This window comes from Erwinia billingiae Eb661 (assembly GCF_000196615.1).
GTDB classification, from domain to species: Bacteria; Pseudomonadota; Gammaproteobacteria; order Enterobacterales; family Enterobacteriaceae; genus Erwinia; species Erwinia billingiae.
The window spans coordinates 971,426-994,524 of sequence record NC_014306.1; the positions used below are offsets into that span (position 1 = coordinate 971,426).

General features: G+C 53.8%; 19 protein-coding genes. 18 read left to right on the top strand and 1 reads right to left on the bottom strand.

Features of this window, described 5'->3' with window-relative positions; all coding sequences use genetic code 11:
* Window positions 1–53: 53 nt before the first annotated feature.
* Window positions 54–848, bottom strand: a complete 795-nt coding sequence (gene map, locus EBC_RS05685; RefSeq protein WP_013200843.1) for a type I methionyl aminopeptidase — start codon at window positions 846–848, stop codon at window positions 54–56.
* A gap of 332 nt (window positions 849–1,180) precedes the next feature.
* On the opposite strand from map, the gene rpsB reads away from it, so the two are divergent.
* From rpsB to EBC_RS05775, 18 genes are all read left to right on the top strand, one after another.
* Window positions 1,181–1,906 (top strand): 30S ribosomal protein S2, encoded by a 726-nt coding sequence (gene rpsB, locus EBC_RS05690; protein ID WP_013200844.1) that lies wholly within the window; start codon window positions 1,181–1,183, stop codon window positions 1,904–1,906.
* 196 nt (window positions 1,907–2,102) lie between these two features.
* Window positions 2,103–2,954 (top strand): translation elongation factor Ts, encoded by an 852-nt coding sequence (gene tsf, locus EBC_RS05695; RefSeq protein ID WP_013200845.1) that lies wholly within the window; start codon window positions 2,103–2,105, stop codon window positions 2,952–2,954.
* 154 nt (window positions 2,955–3,108) lie between these two features.
* Complete coding sequence (gene pyrH / locus EBC_RS05700) at window positions 3,109–3,834, top strand: UMP kinase (RefSeq protein WP_013200846.1); 726 nt, start codon at window positions 3,109–3,111, stop codon at window positions 3,832–3,834.
* Window positions 3,835–3,971: 137 nt separating this feature from the next.
* A complete protein-coding gene (gene frr, locus EBC_RS05705; protein ID WP_013200847.1) occupies window positions 3,972–4,529 on the top strand; it encodes a ribosome recycling factor in 558 nt (185 codons plus the stop codon).
* Between the two features lie 140 nt (window positions 4,530–4,669).
* Window positions 4,670–5,872 carry a 1-deoxy-D-xylulose-5-phosphate reductoisomerase gene (gene ispC, locus EBC_RS05710; RefSeq protein ID WP_013200848.1) on the top strand — a complete coding sequence of 401 codons (1,203 nt, stop codon included), beginning with the start codon at window positions 4,670–4,672 and terminating at the stop codon, window positions 5,870–5,872.
* Between the two features lie 188 nt (window positions 5,873–6,060).
* A complete protein-coding gene (gene ispU / locus EBC_RS05715; RefSeq protein WP_013200849.1) occupies window positions 6,061–6,816 on the top strand; it encodes a (2E,6E)-farnesyl-diphosphate-specific ditrans,polycis-undecaprenyl-diphosphate synthase in 756 nt (251 codons plus the stop codon).
* Between the two features lie 18 nt (window positions 6,817–6,834).
* Window positions 6,835–7,692, top strand: a complete 858-nt coding sequence (gene cdsA / locus EBC_RS05720; protein WP_013200850.1) for a phosphatidate cytidylyltransferase — start codon at window positions 6,835–6,837, stop codon at window positions 7,690–7,692.
* An 8-nt stretch (window positions 7,693–7,700) separates the two neighbouring features.
* Complete coding sequence (gene rseP, locus EBC_RS05725) at window positions 7,701–9,050, top strand: sigma E protease regulator RseP (RefSeq protein ID WP_013200851.1); 1,350 nt, start codon at window positions 7,701–7,703, stop codon at window positions 9,048–9,050.
* A gap of 55 nt (window positions 9,051–9,105) precedes the next feature.
* On the top strand, window positions 9,106–11,508 hold the full coding sequence (gene bamA / locus EBC_RS05730; RefSeq protein ID WP_013200852.1) for an outer membrane protein assembly factor BamA: 2,403 nt from the start codon (window positions 9,106–9,108) through the stop codon (window positions 11,506–11,508).
* A gap of 120 nt (window positions 11,509–11,628) precedes the next feature.
* Window positions 11,629–12,126 carry a molecular chaperone Skp gene (gene skp, locus EBC_RS05735; RefSeq protein ID WP_013200853.1) on the top strand — a complete coding sequence of 166 codons (498 nt, stop codon included), beginning with the start codon at window positions 11,629–11,631 and terminating at the stop codon, window positions 12,124–12,126.
* A gap of 3 nt (window positions 12,127–12,129) precedes the next feature.
* A complete protein-coding gene (gene lpxD, locus EBC_RS05740) occupies window positions 12,130–13,152 on the top strand; it encodes a UDP-3-O-(3-hydroxymyristoyl)glucosamine N-acyltransferase (RefSeq protein WP_013200854.1) in 1,023 nt (340 codons plus the stop codon).
* A 162-nt stretch (window positions 13,153–13,314) separates the two neighbouring features.
* The gene (fabZ, locus tag EBC_RS05745; RefSeq protein ID WP_013200855.1) at window positions 13,315–13,770 is read left to right on the top strand and encodes a 3-hydroxyacyl-ACP dehydratase FabZ; all 456 of its coding nucleotides are present in this window, start codon (window positions 13,315–13,317) and stop codon (window positions 13,768–13,770) included.
* Window positions 13,771–13,773: 3 nt separating this feature from the next.
* On the top strand, window positions 13,774–14,562 hold the full coding sequence (lpxA, locus tag EBC_RS05750) for an acyl-ACP--UDP-N-acetylglucosamine O-acyltransferase (protein ID WP_013200856.1): 789 nt from the start codon (window positions 13,774–13,776) through the stop codon (window positions 14,560–14,562).
* Window positions 14,563–14,565: 3 nt separating this feature from the next.
* Window positions 14,566–15,711, top strand: a complete 1,146-nt coding sequence (gene lpxB, locus EBC_RS05755; RefSeq protein ID WP_013200857.1) for a lipid-A-disaccharide synthase — start codon at window positions 14,566–14,568, stop codon at window positions 15,709–15,711.
* Entirely contained in the window at window positions 15,708–16,331 is a 624-nt protein-coding gene (gene rnhB, locus EBC_RS05760; RefSeq protein WP_013200858.1) for a ribonuclease HII, read from the top strand. Before lpxB ends, rnhB begins: the two co-directional genes overlap by 4 nt.
* Window positions 16,332–16,363: 32 nt before the next feature.
* Window positions 16,364–19,846: a DNA polymerase III subunit alpha gene (gene dnaE / locus EBC_RS05765; protein ID WP_013200859.1), complete on the top strand. Its 3,483-nt coding sequence runs from the start codon at window positions 16,364–16,366 to the stop codon at window positions 19,844–19,846.
* Between the two features lie 12 nt (window positions 19,847–19,858).
* Entirely contained in the window at window positions 19,859–20,818 is a 960-nt protein-coding gene (gene accA / locus EBC_RS05770; RefSeq protein ID WP_013200860.1) for an acetyl-CoA carboxylase carboxyl transferase subunit alpha, read from the top strand.
* A 116-nt stretch (window positions 20,819–20,934) separates the two neighbouring features.
* The gene (locus EBC_RS05775; protein WP_013200861.1) at window positions 20,935–23,082 is read left to right on the top strand and encodes a lysine decarboxylase LdcC; all 2,148 of its coding nucleotides are present in this window, start codon (window positions 20,935–20,937) and stop codon (window positions 23,080–23,082) included.
* Window positions 23,083–23,099: the final 17 nt, after the last annotated feature.

Sequence of the window (23,099 nt, forward strand, 5' to 3'; positions counted from 1 at the left end):
AGCCTGAGATCAAAAAAAACCGGCCTCAGCCGGTTTTTTTATTTAACGAGCGGTTACTCGTCGTGCGTCAGGATGGCCGGGATGGTGTCATCTTTGCGCAGTGTCATAATTTCACAGCCGTTTTCTGTCACCACAATGGTGTGCTCGTACTGCGCCGACAGGCTGCGATCTTTGGTTTTTACCGTCCAGCCATCTTTCATGCTGCGAATGCGGTAATCACCGGCATTAACCATCGGTTCGATGGTAAACGCCATACCGGCCTGAAGCACCACGCCGCCGTCATCCGCATCGTAATGCAGTACCTGTGGCTCTTCATGGAAGCCTTTACCGATGCCGTGACCGCAATATTCGCGCACCACGGAGAAGTCCTGAGCTTCGACAAACTTCTGGATTTCACGGCCAATGGTCCGCAGGCGAATGCCCGGTTTTACCATCCGCAGCGCCAGATACAGGCTCTCCTGAGTGATGCGGCACAGGCGCTCACCCTGGATGGTTGGCTTGCCGGCGATAAACATCTTTGAGGTGTCGCCGTGATACTCATCTTTGATCACCGTGACGTCGATATTGACGATATCGCCATCTTTCAGAATGCGCTCGTCGCTAGGGATGCCGTGGCAAACCACTTCATTAATCGAGATACAGACAGATTTTGGGAAGCCGTGATAGCCCAGGCTGGCTGAGACCGCTTTCTGCGTATTGACGATGTAATCGTTACAAATGCGATCCAGTTCACCGGTGCTGATGCCCGGCTTCACGTGTTCTTCAATCATTTCCAGCACTTCAGCAGCCAGGCGGCCCGCCACGCGCATTTTTTCGATTTCTTCAGGGGTTTTAATTGTAATTGCCATCAATTTTGTCCGCAGTTGTCGCTATTTTCGACAATAATAAAGGAAGTGCAGCAATGGTAGCAGCCCACCCTTGCTCTGCCAATTGCAGTTTGTGTCAGGGTGGGCTGTTGCTAACAAAACTTGGCTTCACAGGGCGCTTTGTGGTATAAAGCGCGCCGACGATTCTCTGTAGGGAAGTTCTACAGGGAAACGCATAACTCTCATTATGTGTAAATAACACACATGTATCGACACATACTCCGGGGTGCCTGAACGCCTGCGTAAGCAGTCTGCCGGGTCGGTTGTATGGGATACATGGAGGCTTAACCCCAAATCATTCTATAGAGGTAATCATGGCAACTGTTTCCATGCGCGACATGCTCAAGGCCGGTGTACACTTCGGTCACCAGACCCGTTACTGGAACCCGAAAATGAAGCCATTCATCTTCGGTGCTCGTAACAAGGTTCACATCATCAACCTTGAGAAAACTGTACCAATGTTCAACGAAGCTCTGGCTGAACTGAACAAGATCGCTTCCCGTAAAGGTAAGATCCTGATCGTTGGTACTAAGCGCGCTGCAAGCGAATCAGTAAAAGAGTCTGCGTTGAGCTGCGATCAGTTCTTCGTAAACCATCGCTGGTTGGGTGGCATGCTGACTAACTGGAAAACCGTTCGTCAGTCCATCAAACGTCTGAAAGACCTGGAAATCCAGTCTCAGGACGGTACCTTCGATAAACTGACCAAGAAAGAAGCGCTGATGCGTACTCGCGAACTGGCCAAGCTGGAAAATAGCCTGGGCGGTATCAAAGACATGGGCGGCCTGCCTGACGCACTGTTCGTTGTTGACGCTGACCACGAACACATCGCTATCAAAGAAGCAAACAACCTGGGTATCCCAGTCTTTGCTATCGTTGATACCAACTCTGATCCAGACGGCGTTGACTTCATCATTCCTGGTAATGACGATGCAATCCGTGCTGTGAGCCTGTACCTGACTGCAGTAGCGACTACTGTACGTGAAGGTCGCTCTCAGGACCTGGCTCAGCAGGCTGAAGAAAAATTCGCCGAAGCTGAGTAATAAGGATCGCTCTCCCGAGAGCCCTTAGACGTCAGATGTTAATCTGTAAGGGGCCTGCATTGGCCCCTTTATTTTATTCGAATTCGCTTTGCCGGTTATGATTACGGCGGGGCAGAATGTTTCTCCCGAGACCAGGCATCAGTGGCGAACCTCTCAGGCTCTCGCTGACCGATGCAAGCTAACCGAGGATTATAGAATGGCTGCTATTACCGCTGCTCTGGTAAAAGAACTGCGCGAGCGTACTGCTGCTGGCATGATGGATTGCAAAAAAGCGTTGACTGAAGCTGACGGCGACATCGAGCTGGCGATCGAGAACATGCGTAAATCTGGCGCGATCAAAGCTGCTAAGAAAGCAGGCAACGTTGCTGCTGATGGCGTGATCAAAACCAAAATCGAAGGCAACTTCGGCGTGATTCTGGAAGTAAACTGCCAGACTGACTTCGTTGCTAAAGACGGTGGTTTCCAGGCCTTTGCTGACAAAGTGCTGGACGCTGCTGCTGCGGGCAAAATCACTGACGTTGAAGTGCTGAAAGCCCAGTTCGAAGAAGAGCGCGTTGCACTGGTTGCTAAAATCGGTGAAAACATCAACATCCGTCGCGTTTCCATCCTGGAAGGCGATGTGCTGGGTAGCTACCTGCACGGTGCTCGCATCGGTGTTCTGATCGCCGCTACCGGCGCTGACGAAGAGCTGGTTAAGCAGCTGGCAATGCACGTTGCTGCCAGCAAGCCAGAATTCGTTAAGCCTGAAGATGTGTCTGCTGAAGTGGTTGAGAAAGAGTTCCAGGTTCAGCTGGACATCGCCATGCAGTCTGGCAAGCCGAAAGAAATCGCAGAGAAAATGGTTGAAGGCCGCATGAAGAAATTCACCGGCGAAGTTTCTCTGACTGGCCAGCCTTTCGTTATTGACCCATCTAAAACTGTGGGCCAGTTGCTGAAAGAGAAAAACGCAGACGTTGTTAACTTCATCCGCTTTGAAGTGGGCGAAGGCATTGAGAAAGCTGAAACAGATTTCGCAGCAGAAGTTGCGGCGATGTCCAAGCAGTCTTAATGAACGATAAGAACCGCCAATCGGCGGTTCTTTTTTATCTGTCTTTCGTTCCACCCATTTTCAGTCTCATCCCAATAGCATTTCTCCGATGCTAAGAGGATGATAGCCCAGATTTTACTCCTCACATCGATTAAACCATTCGGGAAAATACACCATGGCGACCAATGCAAAACCTGTATATCAACGTATTCTGCTTAAACTGAGTGGCGAAGCGCTGCAAGGTGCCGAAGGCTTCGGCATTGATGCCAGCGTGCTGGATCGTATGGCTCAGGAAGTGAAAGAACTGGTAGAACTGGGCATTCAGGTGGGTGTGGTTATCGGTGGTGGTAATCTGTTCCGTGGCGCGGGTCTTGCGCAGGCTGGAATGAACCGCGTAGTGGGCGACCATATGGGCATGCTGGCGACCGTGATGAATGGTCTGGCAATGCGTGATGCTCTGCATCGTGCCTATGTGAATGCCCGCCTGATGTCCGCAATCCCATTGAATGGCGTGTGCGATAATTACAGCTGGGCAGAAGCCATCAGCCTGCTGCGTAACAACCGCGTGGTGATCTTCTCCGCCGGTACCGGTAACCCGTTCTTCACCACCGACTCCGCAGCCTGCCTGCGTGGTATCGAAATTGAAGCTGACGTGGTGCTGAAAGCCACCAAAGTGGATGGCGTTTACTCGGCCGATCCGGTGAAGAATCCAGATGCGACCCTGTACGACCAGATCAGCTACACCGACGTGCTCGATAAAGAACTGAAAGTCATGGATCTTGCGGCCTTTACGCTGGCCCGTGACCACAAACTGCCGATCCGTGTGTTCAACATGAACAAACCTGGTGCGCTGCGCCGCGTAGTGATGGGCGAAAAAGAAGGCACCCTGATCACGCAATAATATCAGTCGCTGCGTAAAATAAGGTATATTCTGCCTTTGTGGCGTGTTGCACGCTACACTCAGGATCGTCATAGATTATTTTGAAACGGGCTCTGTATTCAGAGCCTGCCTGGTAACCAGAATCCAAGGGTTCCAACGTGATTAACGAAATCAGAAAAGATGCTGAAACGCGCATGGAAAAATGCGTCGAAGCATTCAAAAACCACATCAGCAAAATCCGTACTGGCCGCGCCTCGCCGAGCATTCTTGACGGCATTATGGTCGACTATTACGGTTCTTCAACGCCTCTGCGCCAGCTGGCCAGCGTGACCGTTGAAGATTCACGCACACTGAAAATCAACGTGTTTGACCGTTCTATCAGTGCTGCTGTTGAAAAGGCAATCATGACTTCTGACCTGGGGCTTAACCCAAGTTCAGCGGGCAGCGATATCCGTGTTCCTCTGCCAGCCCTGACTGAAGAGCGTCGTAAAGACCTGATCAAAGTCGTTCGTGGTGAAGCAGAGCAGGGCCGTGTGTCCGTGCGTAACGTTCGCCGTGATGCGAACGACAAAGTGAAAGCGCTGCTGAAAGACAAAGAAATCAGTGAAGATGATGAACATCGTTCACAGGATGACATTCAGAAAATGACCGACGTCTTTATCAAGAAAATTGATACTGCGCTGGCAGAAAAAGAAGCGGAGCTGATGGACTTCTAAGTCTGTCATGGTTCCGATGAAACGCCGTACAGATTGCCGTTCTTTGGAGTGGTCAGTCTTGCGGCGTTTTGCATTTATTCTCTTATCTGGCGTGCAGGGAAAGGCTTTCCCTGGCGGCGGAGTTGACACAGAGCAACCTCATGAAGCAATTGACCATCCTCGGTTCAACGGGCTCTATTGGCACCAGCACGCTGGCCGTCGTCCAGGCTAATCCAGAGCTGTTTGCCGTTAAGGCGCTGGTCGCAGGCCACAATGTTGAGCTGATGGCTGAACAGTGTCTGGCCTTCCGTCCGGCCTATGCCTCAATGTCCGATGAACACTCGGCAGCGGCCCTGCGACTTCGTCTGAAAAGTTTGAATGTGGCGACCGAGGTGTTCAGTGGCGAACAGGCTGCCTGCGATCTGGCCGCGCTGGATGATGTCGATCAGGTTATGGCGGCAATCGTCGGTGCGGCAGGATTATTGCCTACGTTAGCCGCAATTCGTGCCGGAAAACAGGTTCTTCTGGCGAATAAAGAGTCGCTCGTTACCTGCGGCCAGCTTTTTCTGGAGGCGGTCAGCGCCTCAAAAGCGCAGCTGTTACCCGTCGACAGCGAGCACAACGCCATTTTTCAGAGTTTGCCTGCTTCCCTCCAGCAACAGTTAGGATACGCTTCTCTGGAAGATAATGGCATTGATAGCATTATCCTCACGGGGTCGGGTGGCCCTTTTCGTGACACGCCGTTGGACCTGCTCAAGAGTATGACTCCCGATCAGGCCTGCGCGCATCCGAACTGGTCAATGGGGCGCAAAATCTCCGTTGATTCCGCCACCATGATGAACAAAGGTTTGGAATATATCGAAGCCCGCTGGCTGTTTAATGCGACCGATGCCCAGATGGAGGTCATCCTGCATCCGCAGTCGGTGATCCACTCGATGGTGCGTTACCGTGATGGCAGCGTGCTGGCTCAGCTGGGATCGCCGGACATGCGCACACCGATTGCGCATGTGATGGCCTGGCCACAGCGCGTGCCGTCCGGGGCGAAGCCACTGGATTTCACCCGCATGGGGGCGATGACTTTCGCCGAGCCGGATTATGCTCGCTATCCCTGCCTGAAGCTGGCAATAGACGCCTGTTCTGCCGGACAGGCGGCGACCACCACGCTGAATGCGGCCAATGAAATTGCGGTTGCCGCGTTTCTGGATTCGCAAATTCGCTTTACCGATATTGCTGCGGTCAATTTGGCCGTGCTGGAGGCGCTTTCCTGTGCAGAACCGGACAGCGTTGAAGCGGTGCTGGAGATTGACAGACAGGCACGAGCGGTTGCTCAGGCCCAGCTGTCGCGCTTCTCTGAAGCCCGATAATTCAGCCAATTAGCGCGCCGCTATTTGTGAGGCGAGGGCGGAGATGGTATAGTCTTCGGCCGCTAATTCAGTAATTCGTTGCGATGTAGCGGGGATACAAACCGTGTTTAGCACGGTTTTCTTACGTCGAGCGGGTAAGATATTTCAGAAGCCGTTGTATTTCTGATTAAAGGAAATAATTACGCGTTATGTCGTCCGAAAATCAACTAAAAACCGATGACTTGCAAGAAGGGGAGAATCCCCGTCACGTAGCCATCATCATGGATGGCAATGGCCGTTGGGCCAAAACCCGTGGAAAATTGCGTATCTCTGGCCACAAAGCCGGAGTGAAGTCCGTTCGTCGTGCGGTGAGCTTTGCTGTCAGCAACAATCTCACTGCGCTGACGCTTTATGCATTCAGCAGCGAAAACTGGAACCGTCCTCCACAGGAAGTCATGGCCTTGATGGAGCTGTTCGTCTGGGCACTCGACAGCGAAGTGAAAAGTCTGCACAAGCACAATGTTCGTCTGCGGATTATTGGCGACATCGGCCGATTCAGTGACCGTCTGCAGGAGCGTATTCGTCGCGCTGAGGAACTTACTCAACAAAATAATGGACTAACCCTCAACATTGCCGCGAATTATGGCGGACGTTGGGATATCATCCATGGCGTCAGAAAAATAGCAGAGCAGGTTCAGGAAGGTCTTATCCGTCCTGATCAGATCGAGGAAGAAACCCTTGGTCAGTATCTCTGCCTCAATGAACTGGCTCCCGTGGATCTGGTAATAAGGACAGGGGGAGAGCATCGAATCAGTAACTTCTTGCTGTGGCAGGTTGCCTATGCAGAGTTCTTTTTTACCGATGTTCTCTGGCCTGATTTTGATGAACAAGTCTTTGAAGGTGCACTGAATGCGTTTGCACAACGAGAGCGTCGCTTCGGCGGTGCAGCACCCGGCGGCGCTTAAGCGCACTGGGGGTAATCTTTGCTGAAGTCTCGCCTGATTACCGCGTTTATACTTATCCCGATTGTGATTGCAGCGCTGTTCCTGCTTCCGCCTCCTGGATTTGCCATTGTGACCCTGGTGGTATGCATGCTTGCCGCCTGGGAATGGGGACAGTTTGCGGGCTTCGCGACCCGCTCGCAACGCATCTGGCTGGCAGTCCTGTGTGGACTGCTGCTCGCCTTTATGATGTTCACTCTTCCTGCTTATCAGCACTCGGTACACCTGCCACAGGTTGCCGGTTCGCTATGGGCCGCCCTTTGTTGGTGGATCGTAGCCTTGCTGCTGGTGCTCTCTTATCCCGGCTCGGCCTCGTTTTGGCGCTCGTCTAAAGCGCTTCGCCTGCTGTTCGGTGTCCTGACCATTGTGCCGTTCTTCTGGGGCATGCTGACGTTACGCCAGTATCACTACGATACCGACCATTTTGCCGGTGCCTGGTGGCTGCTGTACGTGATGCTGCTGGTCTGGGGCGCTGATTCTGGTGCCTACATGTTTGGCCGCCTGTTTGGTAAACACAAGCTGTCACCTAAAGTCTCACCGGGAAAAACCTGGGAAGGGTTCTTTGGTGGCCTGCTGACGTCTGCACTGATTGCCTGGCTGTTTGGCCTTTGGGCGCCGCTGACTATCTCGCCTGTTACCCTGTTGGTTTGTTCACTGGTCGCCGCACTGGCCTCGGTGTTAGGGGATTTAACCGAGAGCATGTTCAAGCGCGAAGCCGGCATTAAAGACAGTGGTAATTTGATCCCCGGACATGGGGGCATCCTTGACCGTATCGACAGCCTGACTGCAGCCGTACCTGTGTTCGCCTGCCTGTTGTTGCTGGTTTTCGGGACGCTATAAGGGACCCTATGCTAAGCATTCTCTGGAGCCTTGGGGCATTTATCGTTGCCCTCGGCGTATTGATCACCGTGCACGAGTTTGGCCACTTCTGGGTGGCCCGTCGTTGTGGTGTCAAGGTTGAACGCTTCTCTGTTGGTTTCGGTAAAGCGCTGTGGCGCCGGACCGATAAACAGGGAACGGAATACGTCATTGCTCTGATCCCCTTGGGTGGTTACGTCAAGATGCTCGATGAGCGTGTTGAAAGCGTGCCGCCTGAGCTGCGTAACCAGGCGTTTAATAATAAAACCGTGCTGCAACGCGCGGCGATTATTAGTGCCGGTCCCATCGCCAATTTCATCTTTGCCATTTTCGCTTACTGGCTGGTGTTTATCATCGGTGTGCCTGGTGTTCGCCCGGTTGTTGGCGAAATAGTGAGCGGTTCGCAGGCTGCTGAGGCTCAAATCACGCCTGGGATGGAACTTAAAGCCGTTGACGGTATCGAAACGCCTGACTGGGATGCTGTGCGTATGGCGCTGGTGTCGAAAATTGGCGACCAGCAAACCACGTTAAGCGTGGCGCCATTTGGCTCTTCTCAGGTCAGTGACAAGCGGCTCGATCTGCGCAACTGGCAGTTCGAACCGGATAAGCAGGATCCTGTTGTTTCACTCGGCATTAAGCCGCGTGGACCACAGATCGAAACGGTGCTGGCAGAAGTCCAGGCGAACTCGGCGGCAAGTAAGGCGGGTTTGCAAGCGGGCGACAGGATCGTTAAAGTCGATGGTCAGCCGGTGGACCAGTGGCAGCGTTTTGTCACTCTGGTTCGCGATAATCCGGGTAAAGCGTTGGCGGTAGACATTGAGCGACAGGGCAGTCCAGTCACAGTGACACTGACGCCAGACGTGAAGCCAGGCAGTAAAGCAGAAGGGTTTGCCGGGGTGATCCCGCGCATTGTTCCTCTGCCGGATGAATTTAAAACGGTACGCCAGTATGGTCCGTTTGCAGCGATCGGTGAGGCTAGCGCCAAAACCTGGCAGCTGATGAAACTGACGGTCAATATGCTGGGCAAACTGATTGTCGGCGAAGTGAAGTTGAACAATCTCAGCGGGCCGATTTCTATCGCCCAGGGTGCTGGGATGTCGGCGGAATATGGTTTGATCTACTACCTGATGTTCCTGGCTTTGATCAGCGTGAACCTCGGGATTATCAATCTGTTCCCGTTGCCGGTATTAGATGGTGGACATTTGCTGTTCCTGGCGATCGAAAAGATCAAAGGTGGGCCGGTGTCTGAGCGAGTTCAGGACTTCAGTTATCGCATTGGCTCTATTTTGCTGGTGCTGTTAATGGGGCTTGCACTATTCAATGATTTCTCACGTCTTTAGTCTGCCAACAGGCAAACTACCCGTGAGAACCAGTTAGGAAGAATGCATAACAACGATGGCGATGAAAAAGTTGCTCATAGCGTCGCTGCTGTTTAGCAGCGCTACCGTATACGCGGCAGACGGCTTCGTAGTGAAGGATATTCATTTCGAAGGCCTGCAGCGAGTCGCCGTCGGCGCGGCATTGCTGAGTATGCCTGTCCGCGTGGGAGACACCGTCTCCGATGATGATATCAGTAATACTATCCGTGCTCTCTTCGCGACCGGGAACTTCGAAGACGTACAGGTCCTGCGCGACGGCACTACGCTGATCGTCCAGGTGAAAGAACGCCCAACGATTGCCAGCATCACCTTCTCCGGTAACAAAGCGGTGAAAGATGACATGTTGAAGCAGAACCTTGAAGCCTCTGGCGTGCGCGTGGGTGAAGCCCTTGACCGCACCACCATCTCATCCATTGAGAAAGGGCTTGAAGACTTCTACTACAGCGTCGGTAAGTACAGCGCCAGCGTAAAAGCTGTGGTCACACCGCTGCCGCGTAACCGTGTGGATCTGAAACTGGTCTTTACCGAAGGTGTTTCTGCCAAGATCCAGCAAATCAACGTGGTCGGCAACAAAGCCTTCTCGTCTGATGAACTGATCTCCCGCTTCTCACTGCGTGATGAAGTGCCATGGTGGAACGTCGTTGGCGATCGCAAATACCAGAAGCAGAAACTGGCGGGTGACCTTGAAACCCTGCGCAGCTTCTACCTCGATCGTGGTTATGCCCGTTTCAACATTGATTCGACTCAGGTCAGCCTGACGCCGGACAAAAAAGGCATCTACATCACCATCAACATCACCGAAGGCGATCAGTACAAGCTTTCTGGCGTAGTGGTTAACGGCAGCATGGCCGGCCATTCAGCTGAAGTTGAGCAGCTGTCGAAGGTCAAGCCAGGCGAGCTGTATAACGGCGCCAAAGTGACCAAAATGGAAGATGACATCAAGAAGATGCTGGGCCGTTATGGTTACGCGTATCCACGCGTATCGACGCAGCCAGAAATCAATGATGCGGATAAAACCGTGAAGCTGCACGTCAACGTCGATGCGGGCAACCGTTACTCCGTGCGTAAAGTGCGCTTTGAAGGTAACGACACCTCTAAAGATTCCGTTCTGCGTCGCGAAATGCGCCAGATGGAAGGTGCATGGCTGGGCAGTGACCTGGTTGAGCAGGGGAAAGAGCGTCTGAACCGTACCGGTTACTTTGAGACGGTTGATACCGACACGCAGCGCGTGCCAGGCTCACCAGACCAGGTTGACGTGGTGTACAAGGTGAAAGAACGTAACACCGGTACCTTCAACTTCGGCGTCGGTTACGGCACCGAGAGTGGCGTCAGCTTCCAGGTTGGCGTGACGCAGGAAAACTGGTTAGGTACGGGTAATACCGTCGGTATCAGCGGCACCAAAAACGATTATCAGACCTATGCTGAATTCTCACTGACCGACCCGTACTTCACGGTCGACGGTGTCAGCCTGGGCGGTCGTGTGTTCTATAACGACTTCAAAGCGGATGATGCTGACCTGTCTGACTATACCAACAAGAGCTATGGTTTAGACGGTACGCTGGGCTTCCCGGTTAACGAAAACAACACCTTGCGTGTCGGTCTGGGTTACGTGCACAACGACCTGTCCAACATGCAGCCTCAGGTATCGATGTTCCGTTATCTGCGTTCGGTCGGTCAGGATCCTAGCCTGTCGGAAGATGCAGATTATGCCGCAGATGACTTCACCTTCAACTATGGTTGGACATACAACAACCTGGACCGTGGGTTCTTCCCAACGTCCGGTAACCGTACCAACCTGAACGGTAAAGTGACGATCCCGGGATCGGATAACGCCTTCTACAAAGCGACGCTGGATACTCAGCAGTATGTTCCGCTGAATCAGGATCGTACCTGGGTTCTGTTGGGTCGCGGTAAAGTCGGTTACGGCGATGGTCTGAGCGGCAAAGAACTGCCGTTCTACGAGAACTTCTATGCCGGTGGTTCCAGCACCGTGCGTGGTTTCCGTTCTAATACCATCGGTCCTAAAGCGGCCTACTACAATAATGGTTCGGATACATGTTCTACGGGCACGCTGTGTGATTCCAGCGATGCGGTTGGTGGTAACGCATTGGCTACGGCCAGCGCGGAGTTGATCACCCCAACACCGTTCCTGAGCGAGAAGTATGCCAACTCTGTCCGTACATCGCTGTTTGTCGATGCCGGTACAGTGTGGGATACCAATTGGGAAAACACGGCCGAAACACGTGCCGCGGGTATTCCTGATTACAGCGATCCGGGCAACATCCGTATGTCGGCGGGTCTGGCACTGCAGTGGATGTCTCCACTGGGTCCACTGGTGTTCTCTTACGCCCAGCCGTTCAAAAAGTATGATGGAGATAAGGCCGAGCAGTTCCAGTTTAACATTGGTAAAACCTGGTAACGGCGGTTTCGCACGGAAGCGTGTAAGTGAGTATCGCGACGTTTAATGGCAACCTGCGTGGTTGCCTTAACGCGCAACACATGTGTCGAAGACACAAACGTTGATGGTAAGGAGTTTATAGTGAAAAAGTTGTTGTGTGCCGCAGGCCTCTCTATCGCTCTGGCGGTTTCCGCTGGTGCCCAGGCTGCAGATAAAATTGCAGTGGTGAACGTTTCCAGCATTTTCCAACAGTTACCGGCGCGTGCGACAGTTGCGAAACAGCTTGAAAACGAGTTCAAAGGCCGTGCAACTGAGCTGCAGGGTATGGAACGCGATCTGCAGACTAAAATGCAGAAGTTGCAGCGTGACGGCTCTACCATGAAGGCTAGCGATCGCAGCCGTATGGAAAAAGACGTTATGGCTCAGCGTGAAGCCTTCTCAACTAAAGCTCAGGCTTTCGAGCAGGATAACCGTCGTCGCCAGGCAGAAGAACGTAACAAAATCCTGAGCCGTATTCAGGATGCTGTGCAGAAAGTTGCTGATGATGAAGGTTACGACGTCGTTGTTGATGCTAACGCTGTTGCGTATGCAGCTAAATCTAAAGACATCACTGCTGATGTTCTGAAACAGGTTAAATAATCGATGTCTTCAATTCGACTGGCTGATTTAGCCCAGCAGTTGGATGCAGATTTGCACGGAGATGGCGAACTCGTCATCTCCGGCATTGCTTCTATGCAATCCGCCCAATCCGGTCAAATCACTTTTCTCTCTAACAGCCGTTACCGCGAGCAGCTCGTCACCTGTAAGGCCTCCGCCGTGGTGCTGACGGAAGCGGATCTGGACTGCGTTCAGGGCGCCGCTCTGGTGGTGAAAGACCCTTATCTGACTTATGCCCGCATGGCTCAGATACTGGACAGCACGCCGCAGCCTGCCAAAGACATCGCGCCGAGCGCGGTGATCGATGCCAGCGCTAAGCTGGGTCAACATGTCTCTATTGGCGCAAATGCCGTTATCGAATCTGGCGTTGAGCTGGGCGATAACGTGGTTATTGGTGCCGGTTGTTTCGTCGGGAAAAATACCCGCATTGGCGCCGGAACCCGTTTGTGGGCCAACGTCTCTATTTATCATGAAATTCTGATCGGCGAGCGTTGCCTGATCCAGTCTGGCACCGTTATCGGTGCGGATGGTTTTGGCTACGCTAACGATCGTGGCAATTGGGTGAAAATCCCGCAGCTCGGAACGGTGATTATCGGCGATCGTGTTGAGATTGGTGCCTGTACCACCATCGATCGCGGCGCGTTGGATAACACTCAGATCGGGAATGGTGTTATCATTGATAACCAGTGCCAGATTGCACACAACGTTGTGATTGGCGACAATACCGCAGTTGCGGGTGGCGTCATCATGGCAGGTAGCCTGAAAATCGGCCGCTATTGCATGATTGGTGGTGCAAGCGTAATTAACGGTCACATGGAAATTTGTGACAAAGTTACGGTCACCGGAATGGGAATGGTCATGCGACCAATTACCGAACCTGGGGTATACTCCTCCGGGATTCCACTGCAACCCAACAAAACCTGGCGCAAAACGGCAGCGCTGGTGATGAATATCGATGAAATAAGCAAACGCTTAAAAGCCATCGAGCGTAAAGTCGACAAAGACTAAACGCCTTCCCAGCACCTTGACCAGCTGACATTACCCCACAGGGTAGAATTAGAATGCTAAGCAAGGAAGCCCGGCGCACAGAACCTGATTTGCGGCCTGCGGATGATCTTTGCAGGCCGTGTTATTGATGCCATCAGAATTTTTTAGGACAGGAAGAGTATTTTGACTACTGAAACTCATACTCTGAAGATTGAAGAGATTATTGAACTGCTGCCTCACCGCTACCCGTTTTTATTGGTAGACCGCGTCCTTGAGTTCGAAGAGCACAAGTTCCTGCGCGCAGTGAAGAATGTCTCGGTCAACGAACCGTTTTTCCAGGGCCATTTCCCTGGTAAGCCGATTTTCCCAGGCGTGCTGATTTTAGAAGCTATGGCTCAGGCAACCGGTATTCTGGCGTTTAAAAGCGTGGGCAAACTGGAACCTGGCGAGCTGTACTACTTCGCAGGGATTGATGACGCGCGCTTCAAGCGCCCTGTCGTGCCTGGCGATCAGATGATCATGGAAGTCACCTTCGAGAAAACCCGCCGTGGTCTGACCCGCTTTAAAGGCGTGGCAACCGTAGACGGTAAAATTGTCTGTGAAGCAACGATGATGTGTGCCCGCAGCCGGGAGGGATAATTCGTGATTGATGAAACTGCTGTTATCCATCCAAGTTCCGTCATTGAAGAGGGCGCCGTCATTGGCGCTCGCGTCCATATCGGCCCATTCTGTTTTATTGGGGCGAATGTTGAGATTGGTGAAGGCACTGTCCTCAAATCTCATGTGGTGGTCAATGGTCACACCCGTATTGGCAAAGACAATACCATTTATCAGTTCACCACCATCGGTGAAGCTAACCAGGATCTGAAGTACGCTGGTGAGCCAACCCGAGTGGAAGTGGGCGACCGTAACAGCATCCGTGAGAGCGTCACAATTCACCGTGGCACTTCTCAGGCTGACGGCCTGACCAAAGTGGGCAGCGATAACCTGTTTATGGTTAACGCGCACATCGCTCATGACTGCATTATTGGCGATCGTTGTATCCTCGCCAACAATGCAACGCTGGGTGGCCATGTGGTTGTGGATGACTTTGCCATTATTGGTGGGATGACAGCGATTCATCAATTCTGCGTTATCGGCGCGCACGTGATGATTGGCGGCTGTTCTGGCGTCGTCCAGGATGTTCCGCCATTCGTCATTGCCCAGGGTAACCATGCCACGCCGTTTGGTATCAATCTGGTAGGGCTACAGCGTCGTGGCTTCAGTAAAGAGGCCTTACACGCGATCCGCAATGCGTACAAGATCCTTTACCGCAGCAATAAAACGCTGGAAGAAGCGAAGCCAGAAATCGCTGAGATTGCCAGCAAGCATCCAGAAGTGCAGCCGTTCTACGATTTCTTCGCTCGCTCTACGCGGGGTTTGATTCGTTAACTCATGCCAAAGCATCCTTTAACGATTGCCCTTGTCGCCGGAGAAACCTCCGGCGATATTCTTGGTGCCGGTCTTATCCGCGCGCTGAAGGAAAAGCACCCGGAAACCCGCTTTGTCGGCGTTGCCGGACCGCTGATGCAGGCCGAGGGTTGTGAAGCCTGGTACGAGATGGAAGAGCTGGCGGTGATGGGGATTGTTGAGGTGCTTGAACGTCTGCCTCGCCTGCTGAAAATCCGTCGCGATCTGACTAAACGCTTCACTGCACTGCAGCCCGATGTCTTCGTCGGTATTGATGCGCCTGACTTCAACATTACGCTTGAAGGGCGTCTTAAGCAGAACGGTATTCGCACGATTCATTACGTCAGCCCGTCTGTCTGGGCCTGGCGTCAGAAACGCGTGTTCAAAATTGGCCGCTCTACCGATCTGGTATTGGCCTTTTTGCCGTTTGAAAAAGCGTTCTACGATCGTTTCAACGTTCCCTGCCGCTTTATCGGCCATACCATGGCTGATGCGATGCCGATCCAGCCAGACAAACGCGCTGCGCGTCTGGAGCTGGGTATTGCTGAGGGAACGCCGTGCCTGGCCTTGCTGCCGGGCAGCCGTAATGCGGAAGTTGAGATGCTCAGCGCTGACTTCCTGAGAACGGCGGTGTTATTGCGCCAGAAATGGCCAGAGCTGGAAATCGTGGTGCCGCTGGTTAACCCGCGCCGCCGTGAACAGTTCGAACGAATTAAAGCCGAAGTGGCGCCAGACCTGAAAATGCATTTGCTGGATGGCAAAGGGCGTCAGGCAATGGTTGCCAGCGATGCGGCATTGCTGGCGTCCGGTACCGCAGCACTGGAGTGTATGCTGGCTAAATGCCCGATGGTGGTCGGTTACCGCATGAAGCCCTTCACCTTCTGGCTGGCCAAGCGGCTGGTGAAAACGGACTATGTGTCGTTACCTAACCTGCTGGCGGGTCGTGAACTGGTGAAAGAGCTGCTGCAGGAAGAGTGTCAGCCCGATCTGCTGGCTGCTGCGCTGGAACCTTTACTGGCAGAAGGCGACACCCGCGATCAGTTGCTGGCAACCTTTACCGAACTTCATCATCAAATCCGCTGGAATGCCGATGAGCAGGCCGCGGCTGCCGTACTGGAACTCTGTCCATGAGCGACTTTATCTATCCTGACGCGACCTGCATTGCCGGCGTGGACGAAGTAGGGCGTGGCCCGTTAGTCGGCGCTGTGGTGACCGCGGCGGTTATTCTCGATCCAGCCCGTCCGATAGTGGGTCTGGCCGATTCCAAAAAGCTGTCTGAAAAACGCCGCCTGGCGTTGTACGATGAGATAGTCGAGAAGGCGTTAAGCTGGAGTTTAGGTCGGGCTGAGCCGGAAGAGATCGATCGGCTGAACATCCTGCATGCCACCATGCTGGCGATGCAGCGTGCTGTTGCCGGACTGCATATCTGTCCAGACTTTGTATTGATTGACGGAAACCGTTGCCCGGCGCTGGCGATGCCTTCTCTGGCGGTGGTAAAGGGCGACAGCCTGGTGCGTGAAATCAGCGCGGCGTCTATTATTGCCAAGGTCACGCGTGACCGGGAAATGAGCGAGCTGGATGTGCTGTTCCCGCAGTATGGTTTTGCTCAGCATAAAGGCTACCCGACCGCACTGCATATGGAAAAACTGGCGCAGCATGGCGTAACACCGCATCACCGTCGCAGTTTTGCACCGGTGCGTAATGCGATACTGGATGCCGACGTCGCGGCTTCAGCCGGACAGACCCTGTAATTTTCACCCCTCAGCCTTAAGTGGGATCCAAGATGGCCGAACCTCGTTTTATTCATTTACGCGTTCACAGTGACTATTCCATGGTTGATGGATTAGCCAAGACGGGCCCGTTGGTGAAAAAAGCTGCCTCTCTGGGCATGCCGGCCATTGGGATCACCGACTACCTCAACCTGTGCGGCCTGGTGAAATTCTACGGCGGTGCCCACGGTCAGGGCGTTAAGCCGATCATCGGTGCGGACTTTAAGGTCAGCAGTGACGCGATGGGCGACGATCTGGGTCAGCTGACGATCCTCGCAGCGAACAACACCGGTTATCAGAACCTCACCCTGTTGATCTCAAAAGCATACCAGCGTGGTTATGGTGCCGCCGGTCCGATCATCGATCGTGACTGGTTGATCGAGCTGGGCGAAGGGTTGATCCTGCTTTCCGGCGGGCGTCGTGGCGACGTTGGCCAGATGCTGCTGCGCGGTAACCATGCCCAGGTTGCCGAGTGCCTGGCGTTCTATCAGCAATACTTCCCTGAGCGCTACTATCTTGAGCTGATCCGCACCGGACGCCAGGATGAAGAGACCTGGGTTCATGCTGCCGTCGAGCTGGCCATTGCCAACAGTATTCCCGTGGTCGCCACCAACGAAGTGTGCTTCCTGGAAGCCGGCGATTTTGATGCGCATGAAATCCGCGTGGCGATCCACGATGGTTTCACCCTCGACGATCCCAAAAGACCGAAAAACTACAGCCCTCAGCAATATCTGCGAACCGAAGAGGAGATGTGCGAGCTGTTCTCGGACATCCCCGAAGCGCTGGCTAACAGCGTAGAAATTGCTAAGCGTTGTAACGTCACCATCCGCCTGGGTGAGTACTTCCTGCCACAGTTCCCGACGGGCGAAATGACCACCGAAGACTTCCTGGTGATGAAATCGCGGGAAGGGCTGGAAGAGCGTCTGGAATTCCTGTTCCCGGACGCCGCAGTGCGGGCAGAAAAACGGCCTGAATATGACGAACGCCTCGAAATCGAGCTGAACGTGATCAACCAGATGGGCTTCCCGGGCTACTTCCTGATCGTGATGGAGTTTATCCAGTGGTCGAAGGATAACGACGTGCCGGTAGGGCCAGGTCGTGGTTCCGGTGCCGGATCGCTGGTGGCCTATGCGCTGAAAATTACCGACCTCGATCCGCTTGAGTTTGACCTGCTGTTCGAACGTTTCCTGAACCCGGAACGTGTATCGATGCCCGACTTCGACGTCGACTTCTGCATGGAAAAACGCGATCTGGTGATTGAGCACGTGGCCGAGATGTATGGCCGTAAAGCGGTATCTCAGATCATCACCTTCGGTACCATGGCGGCGAAAGCCGTGGTGCGTGATGTTGGGCGCGTACTGGGTCATCCGTATGGCTTCGTCGATCGCATTTCCAAACTGATCCCGCCAGAGCCCGGTATGACGCTGGAAAAAGCCTTTGCGGCCGAGCCGCAGCTGCCAGAAATCTACGAAGCCGACGAAGAAGTCAAAGCGCTGATCGATATGGCACGCAAGCTGGAAGGCGTCACGCGTAACGCCGGTAAGCACGCCGGTGGTGTGGTGATCGCACCGACGCAAATCACCGATTTTGCGCCGCTGTATTGCGATGAAAACGGCAACTTCCCGGTAACCCAGTTTGATAAGAACGATGTGGAATATGCCGGGCTGGTGAAGTTCGACTTCCTCGGTCTGCGCACATTGACCATCATCGACTGGGCACTGGCGATGATCAACGCCCGGCGCAAGAAGCAGGGCGAGCCGCCAATCGATATCGCCGCGATCCCGCTGGACGATAAAAAAAGCTTTGATATGCTGCAGCGATCTGAGACCACCGCGGTGTTCCAGCTTGAATCACGCGGCATGAAAGATCTGATCAAACGTCTGAAGCCCGACAGCTTTGAAGATATGATCGCCCTGGTGGCGCTGTTCCGTCCGGGTCCGCTGCAGTCAGGCATGGTAGATAACTTTATCGACCGTAAGCACGGCCGTGAAGCGATCTCCTACCCGGATATCCAATGGCAGCATGAATCCCTGAAGCCGGTACTGGAGCCAACCTATGGCATCATTCTGTACCAGGAACAGGTCATGCAGATTGCTCAGGTGCTGGCAGGTTACAGCCTGGGCGGCGCGGACATGCTGCGTCGTGCGATGGGTAAAAAGAACCCGGTCGAGATGGCCAAACAGCGCGGTGGCTTTGAAGATGGCGCCAAGTCGCGGGGTATTGAAGGTGAGCTGGCGGTTAAAATCTTTGACCTGGTAGAGAAATTTGCTGGTTATGGTTTTAACAAATCCCACTCCGCCGCCTATGCGCTGGTCTCTTATCAGACGCTGTGGCTGAAAGCGCACTACCCGGCCGAATTTATGGCCGCGGTAATGACCGCCGATATGGATAACACCGAGAAGGTGGTCGGTCTGGTTGATGAATGCTGGCGCATGGGGCTGAAGGTGTTACCACCGGATATCAACTCCGGTCAGTATCAGTTCCACGTCAACGATGACGGCGAAATTGTTTACGGCATCGGCGCCATTAAAGGCGTGGGTGAAGGCCCGATTGAAGCGTTCATCGAAGCGCGTAATGAAGGCGGCTACTTCCGCGAGCTGTTCGACCTGTGCGCTCGTACCGACACCAAAAAGCTTAACCGCCGCGTGCTGGAAAAGCTGGTGATGTCCGGCGCGTTTGACCGTCTGGGGCCGCACCGTGCCGCCCTGATGAGCGCGCTGCCAGAAGCGTTGAAAGCCGCCGATCAGCATGCGAAAGCGGAAGCGATCGGCCAGGCCGATATGTTCGGCGTGCTGGCGGAAGAGCCGGCACACATCGAAAAATCCTATGCGGACATCAAGCGCTGGCCTGAACAGGTCCAGCTGGATGGCGAAAGAGAAACCCTGGGGCTTTACCTCACCGGGCACCCGATCAATCAGTATCTGAAAGAGATCGAGCGCTACGTGGGGGGAATGCGCCTGAAAGACATGCACCCGACCGATCGTGGCAAAATGACCATGGCAGTTGGTCTGGTGGTGGCGGCCCGCGTAATGGTAACAAAACGCGGTAACCGGATTGGCATCTGCACGCTGGACGACCGTTCTGGTCGTCTGGAAGTGATGTTATTCACAGATGCGTTAGAGAAGTTCCAGCATTTGTTGGAAAAAGACCGTATCCTGATCGTCAGCGGACAGGTCAGCTTCGATGACTTCAGCGGGGGGCTTAAAATGACCGCCCGCGATGTGATGGACATTGATGAAGCCCGTGAAAAATATGCTCGTGGGCTTGCTATCTCGCTGACGGACAGGCAAATTGATGACCAGCTTTTGAACCGTCTCCGTCAATCCCTGGAACCCCATCGTTCGGGGACCATTCCGGTACATCTCTACTATCAGAGAGAGGATGCACGGGCGAAGTTGCGCTTTGGCGCAGCCTGGCGTGTGTCGCCCAGCGATCGTTTACTCAACGAATTGCGGTCGCTGATAGGGTCGGAGCAGGTGGAACTGGAGTTTGACTAAAACAGGAATATTATGAGTCTTAATTACCTGGATTTCGAACAGCCAATCGCAGAACTTGAAGCGAAGATTGATTCGCTCAAATCGGTTGGCCGTCAGGATGAAAAACTGGATATTAATCTGGATGAAGAAGTTCAGCGTCTGCGTGAGAAAAGCGTAGAGCTGACCCGTAAGATCTTCTCCGATTTGGGCGCATGGCAGATCGCGAAATTAGCGCGTCACCCTTTGCGTCCTTACACGCTGGACTATGTCCGCAACGTGTTTACTGACTTTGACGAGCTGGCAGGCGATCGCGCCTATGCGGATGATAAAGCCATTGTTGGCGGCATCGCTCGTCTGGATGGTCGCCCGGTGATGATCATTGGTCATCAGAAAGGCCGCGAAACCAAAGAGAAGATCCGTCGTAACTTCGGTATGCCGGCACCAGAAGGCTACCGTAAAGCACTGCGTCTGATGGAGATGGCCGAGCGCTTCAAAATGCCGATCATCACCTTTATCGACACCCCGGGTGCGTATCCGGGTGTTGGCGCAGAAGAGCGCGGTCAGTCCGAAGCCATCGCACGCAACCTGCGTGAGATGTCCGGTCTGAAAGTGCCGGTCATCTGTACCGTTATCGGTGAGGGTGGTTCCGGTGGCGCGCTGGCTATCGGCGTTGGCGACAAAGTAAACATGCTGCAGTACAGCACCTATTCGGTGATTTCACCGGAAGGCTGTGCCTCAATTCTGTGGAAAAGCGCTGATAAAGCGCCGCTGGCCGCAGAAGCGATGGGCATTATTGCTTCGCGTCTGAAAGAACTGAAGCTGATCGACACGGTGATCCCAGAGCCATTAGGCGGAGCGCATCGCGAGCCGCTGGTGATTGGTGCCACACTGAAAGCTCAGCTGCTGGCCGACCTGGCCGATCTGGACGTGCTGAGTACTGAAGAACTGCTGGACCGTCGTTACCAGCGTTTGATGAACTACGGCTACGCCTGACAGTTCATGATCCACTCACAACGTCATGTTGTGGGTGGTTCATTCCCCAATTTTTTCCCTTCTGCCCGCCATCTTCGCTATGCTTACCCCTGCTGCACAATACCAGGAGGTACGCATTGAATATCATCGCGATCATGGGACCGCATAACGCATTCTATAAAGATGAACCCATCCGTGAGCTGGACGGGGCGCTCAACGCCCAGGGATTCCAGACTATCTACCCGAAAGATGCGAACGACCTGCTCAAGCTGATTGAACACAATCCCCGGATCTGCGGCGTCATCTTTGACTGGGATGAATACAGCCAGGATCTGTGCAGCGAAATCCAGCTGCTGAACGAATACCTTCCGCTTTACGCCTTTATCAACACCCACTCCAGCATGGACGTCAGCATCAACGAGATGCGCATGGCGATGTGGTTCTTTGAATACGGCCTCGGCGTTTCCGAAGAGATTGCCCAGCGTATCCGCCAGTACACCAATGAATACATCGATACGATTACGCCACCGCTGACCAAGGCGCTGTTCAACTATGTGAAAGAGGGCAAATACACCTTCTGCACGCCTGGGCATATGGCCGGCACCGCCTTCCAGAAGAGTCCGGTCGGTACGCTGTTTTATGATTTCTTTGGTGCCAACACGCTGAAGGCCGATATCTCCATTTCGGTGACTGAGCTGGGATCGCTGCTGGACCACACCGGTCCGCATCTGGAAGCGGAAGAGTATGTCGCCCGCACCTTTGGTGCTGAACAGAGCTACATGGTGACCAATGGCACCTCGACCTCAAATAAGATCGTCGGCATGTATGCTGCCGCGGCAGGGAGCACGGTATTAATCGACCGTAACTGCCACAAATCGCTGACTCACCTGCTGATGATGAGCGATATCATTCCCCTCTGGCTGAAGCCAACCCGAAATGCGCTCGGCATTCTGGGCGGTATTCCCAAACGCGAATTCACCAAAGAGAGTATTGCGCTGAAAGTGGCGCAGACTGAACGCGCCACCTGGCCGGTGCATGCGGTGATCACCAACTCAACCTATGACGGGCTGCTGTATAACACCCAGTACATCAAAGAGACGCTGGACGTGCCGTCGATCCACTTTGATTCTGCCTGGGTGCCTTACACCAATTTCCATCCGATCTATCAAGGGCTGAGCGGGATGAGCGGCGATCGTACGCCGGGGAAAGTGATCTACGAGACGCAGTCGACGCATAAGCTGCTGGCGGCGTTTTCTCAGGCTTCACTGATCCACATTAAAGGCGATTACGACGAAGAAACCTTTAATGAAGCCTATATGATGCACACCACCACCTCGCCAAACTATTCGATCGTCGCGTCCATCGAGACGGCGGCGGCAATGCTGCGTGGCAATCCGGGTAAACGGCTGATTAACCGTTCTGTTGAGCGTGCGCTGCACTTCCGCCGGGAAGTCCAGCGACTGCGCGAAGAGTCAGAAGGCTGGTTCTTCGATATCTGGCAGCCGGAAGGGGTTGATGAACCAGAATGCTGGCCAATCCAGCCAGGCGAAGAGGACTGGCACGGCTTCAAAGAGGCGGATGCGGATCATATGTACCTCGATCCGATCAAAGTCACCATCCTGACGCCGGGGATGAGCGAACTGGGCGTGATGGCGGAGGAAGGGATCCCGGCGGCGCTGGTGGCTAAATTCCTCGATGAGCGCGGCGTAGTGGTCGAAAAAACCGGGCCCTATAATCTGCTGTTCCTGTTCAGTATTGGCATCGACAAGACCAAAGCGATGAGCGTGCTACGTGGCCTGACCGAGTTTAAACGTGCTTACGATCTGAATCTGCGGGTCAAAAACATGCTGCCGGATCTCTACGCGGAGGATCCTGATTTCTACCGCAATATGCGCATTCAGGATCTGGCGCAGGGGATCCACCGGCTGATCCGCGAACACGATCTGCCAAGGTTGATGCTGCAAGCCTTCGCCATCTTGCCAGAAATGAAAATGACGCCGCATCAGATGTTCCAGCAGCAGGTGAAGGGCAATGTTGAGACGGTCGATATTTCGCAGATGGTTGGGCGCGTTTCGGCCAATATGATCCTGCCTTATCCGCCGGGCGTTCCCGTGGTGATGCCGGGTGAAATGATCACCGAGCAAAGCCGTGCGGTGCTCGACTTCCTGCTGATGCTCTGCACCATCGGCAAACATTACCCGGGATTCGAAACGGACATTCACGGCGCGAAGCTGACGGAGGAAGGGCAGTATCTGGTGCGGGTATTAAAAAACCCGGTCGATTAATTCCAGATTAGTGCCAT

Bases quoted from the DNA above. Each gene is read 5' to 3' on its own strand.
- rnhB (WP_013200858.1), top strand. From the start codon at position 15,708: ATGAGCGACTTTATCTATCCTGACGCGACCTGCATTGCCGGCGTGGAC.
- pyrH (WP_013200846.1), top strand. From the start codon at position 3,109: ATGGCGACCAATGCAAAACCTGTATATCAACGTATTCTGCTTAAACTG.
- ispU (WP_013200849.1), top strand. From the start codon at position 6,061: ATGTCGTCCGAAAATCAACTAAAAACCGATGACTTGCAAGAAGGGGAG.
- dnaE (WP_013200859.1), top strand. From the start codon at position 16,364: ATGGCCGAACCTCGTTTTATTCATTTACGCGTTCACAGTGACTATTCC.
- tsf (WP_013200845.1), top strand. From the start codon at position 2,103: ATGGCTGCTATTACCGCTGCTCTGGTAAAAGAACTGCGCGAGCGTACT.
- rseP (WP_013200851.1), top strand. From the start codon at position 7,701: ATGCTAAGCATTCTCTGGAGCCTTGGGGCATTTATCGTTGCCCTCGGC.
- map (WP_013200843.1), bottom strand. From the start codon at position 848: ATGGCAATTACAATTAAAACCCCTGAAGAAATCGAAAAAATGCGCGTG.
- rpsB (WP_013200844.1), top strand. From the start codon at position 1,181: ATGGCAACTGTTTCCATGCGCGACATGCTCAAGGCCGGTGTACACTTC.
- accA (WP_013200860.1), top strand. From the start codon at position 19,859: ATGAGTCTTAATTACCTGGATTTCGAACAGCCAATCGCAGAACTTGAA.
- lpxB (WP_013200857.1), top strand. From the start codon at position 14,566: ATGCCAAAGCATCCTTTAACGATTGCCCTTGTCGCCGGAGAAACCTCC.
- ispC (WP_013200848.1), top strand. From the start codon at position 4,670: ATGAAGCAATTGACCATCCTCGGTTCAACGGGCTCTATTGGCACCAGC.
- bamA (WP_013200852.1), top strand. From the start codon at position 9,106: ATGGCGATGAAAAAGTTGCTCATAGCGTCGCTGCTGTTTAGCAGCGCT.
- lpxD (WP_013200854.1), top strand. From the start codon at position 12,130: ATGTCTTCAATTCGACTGGCTGATTTAGCCCAGCAGTTGGATGCAGAT.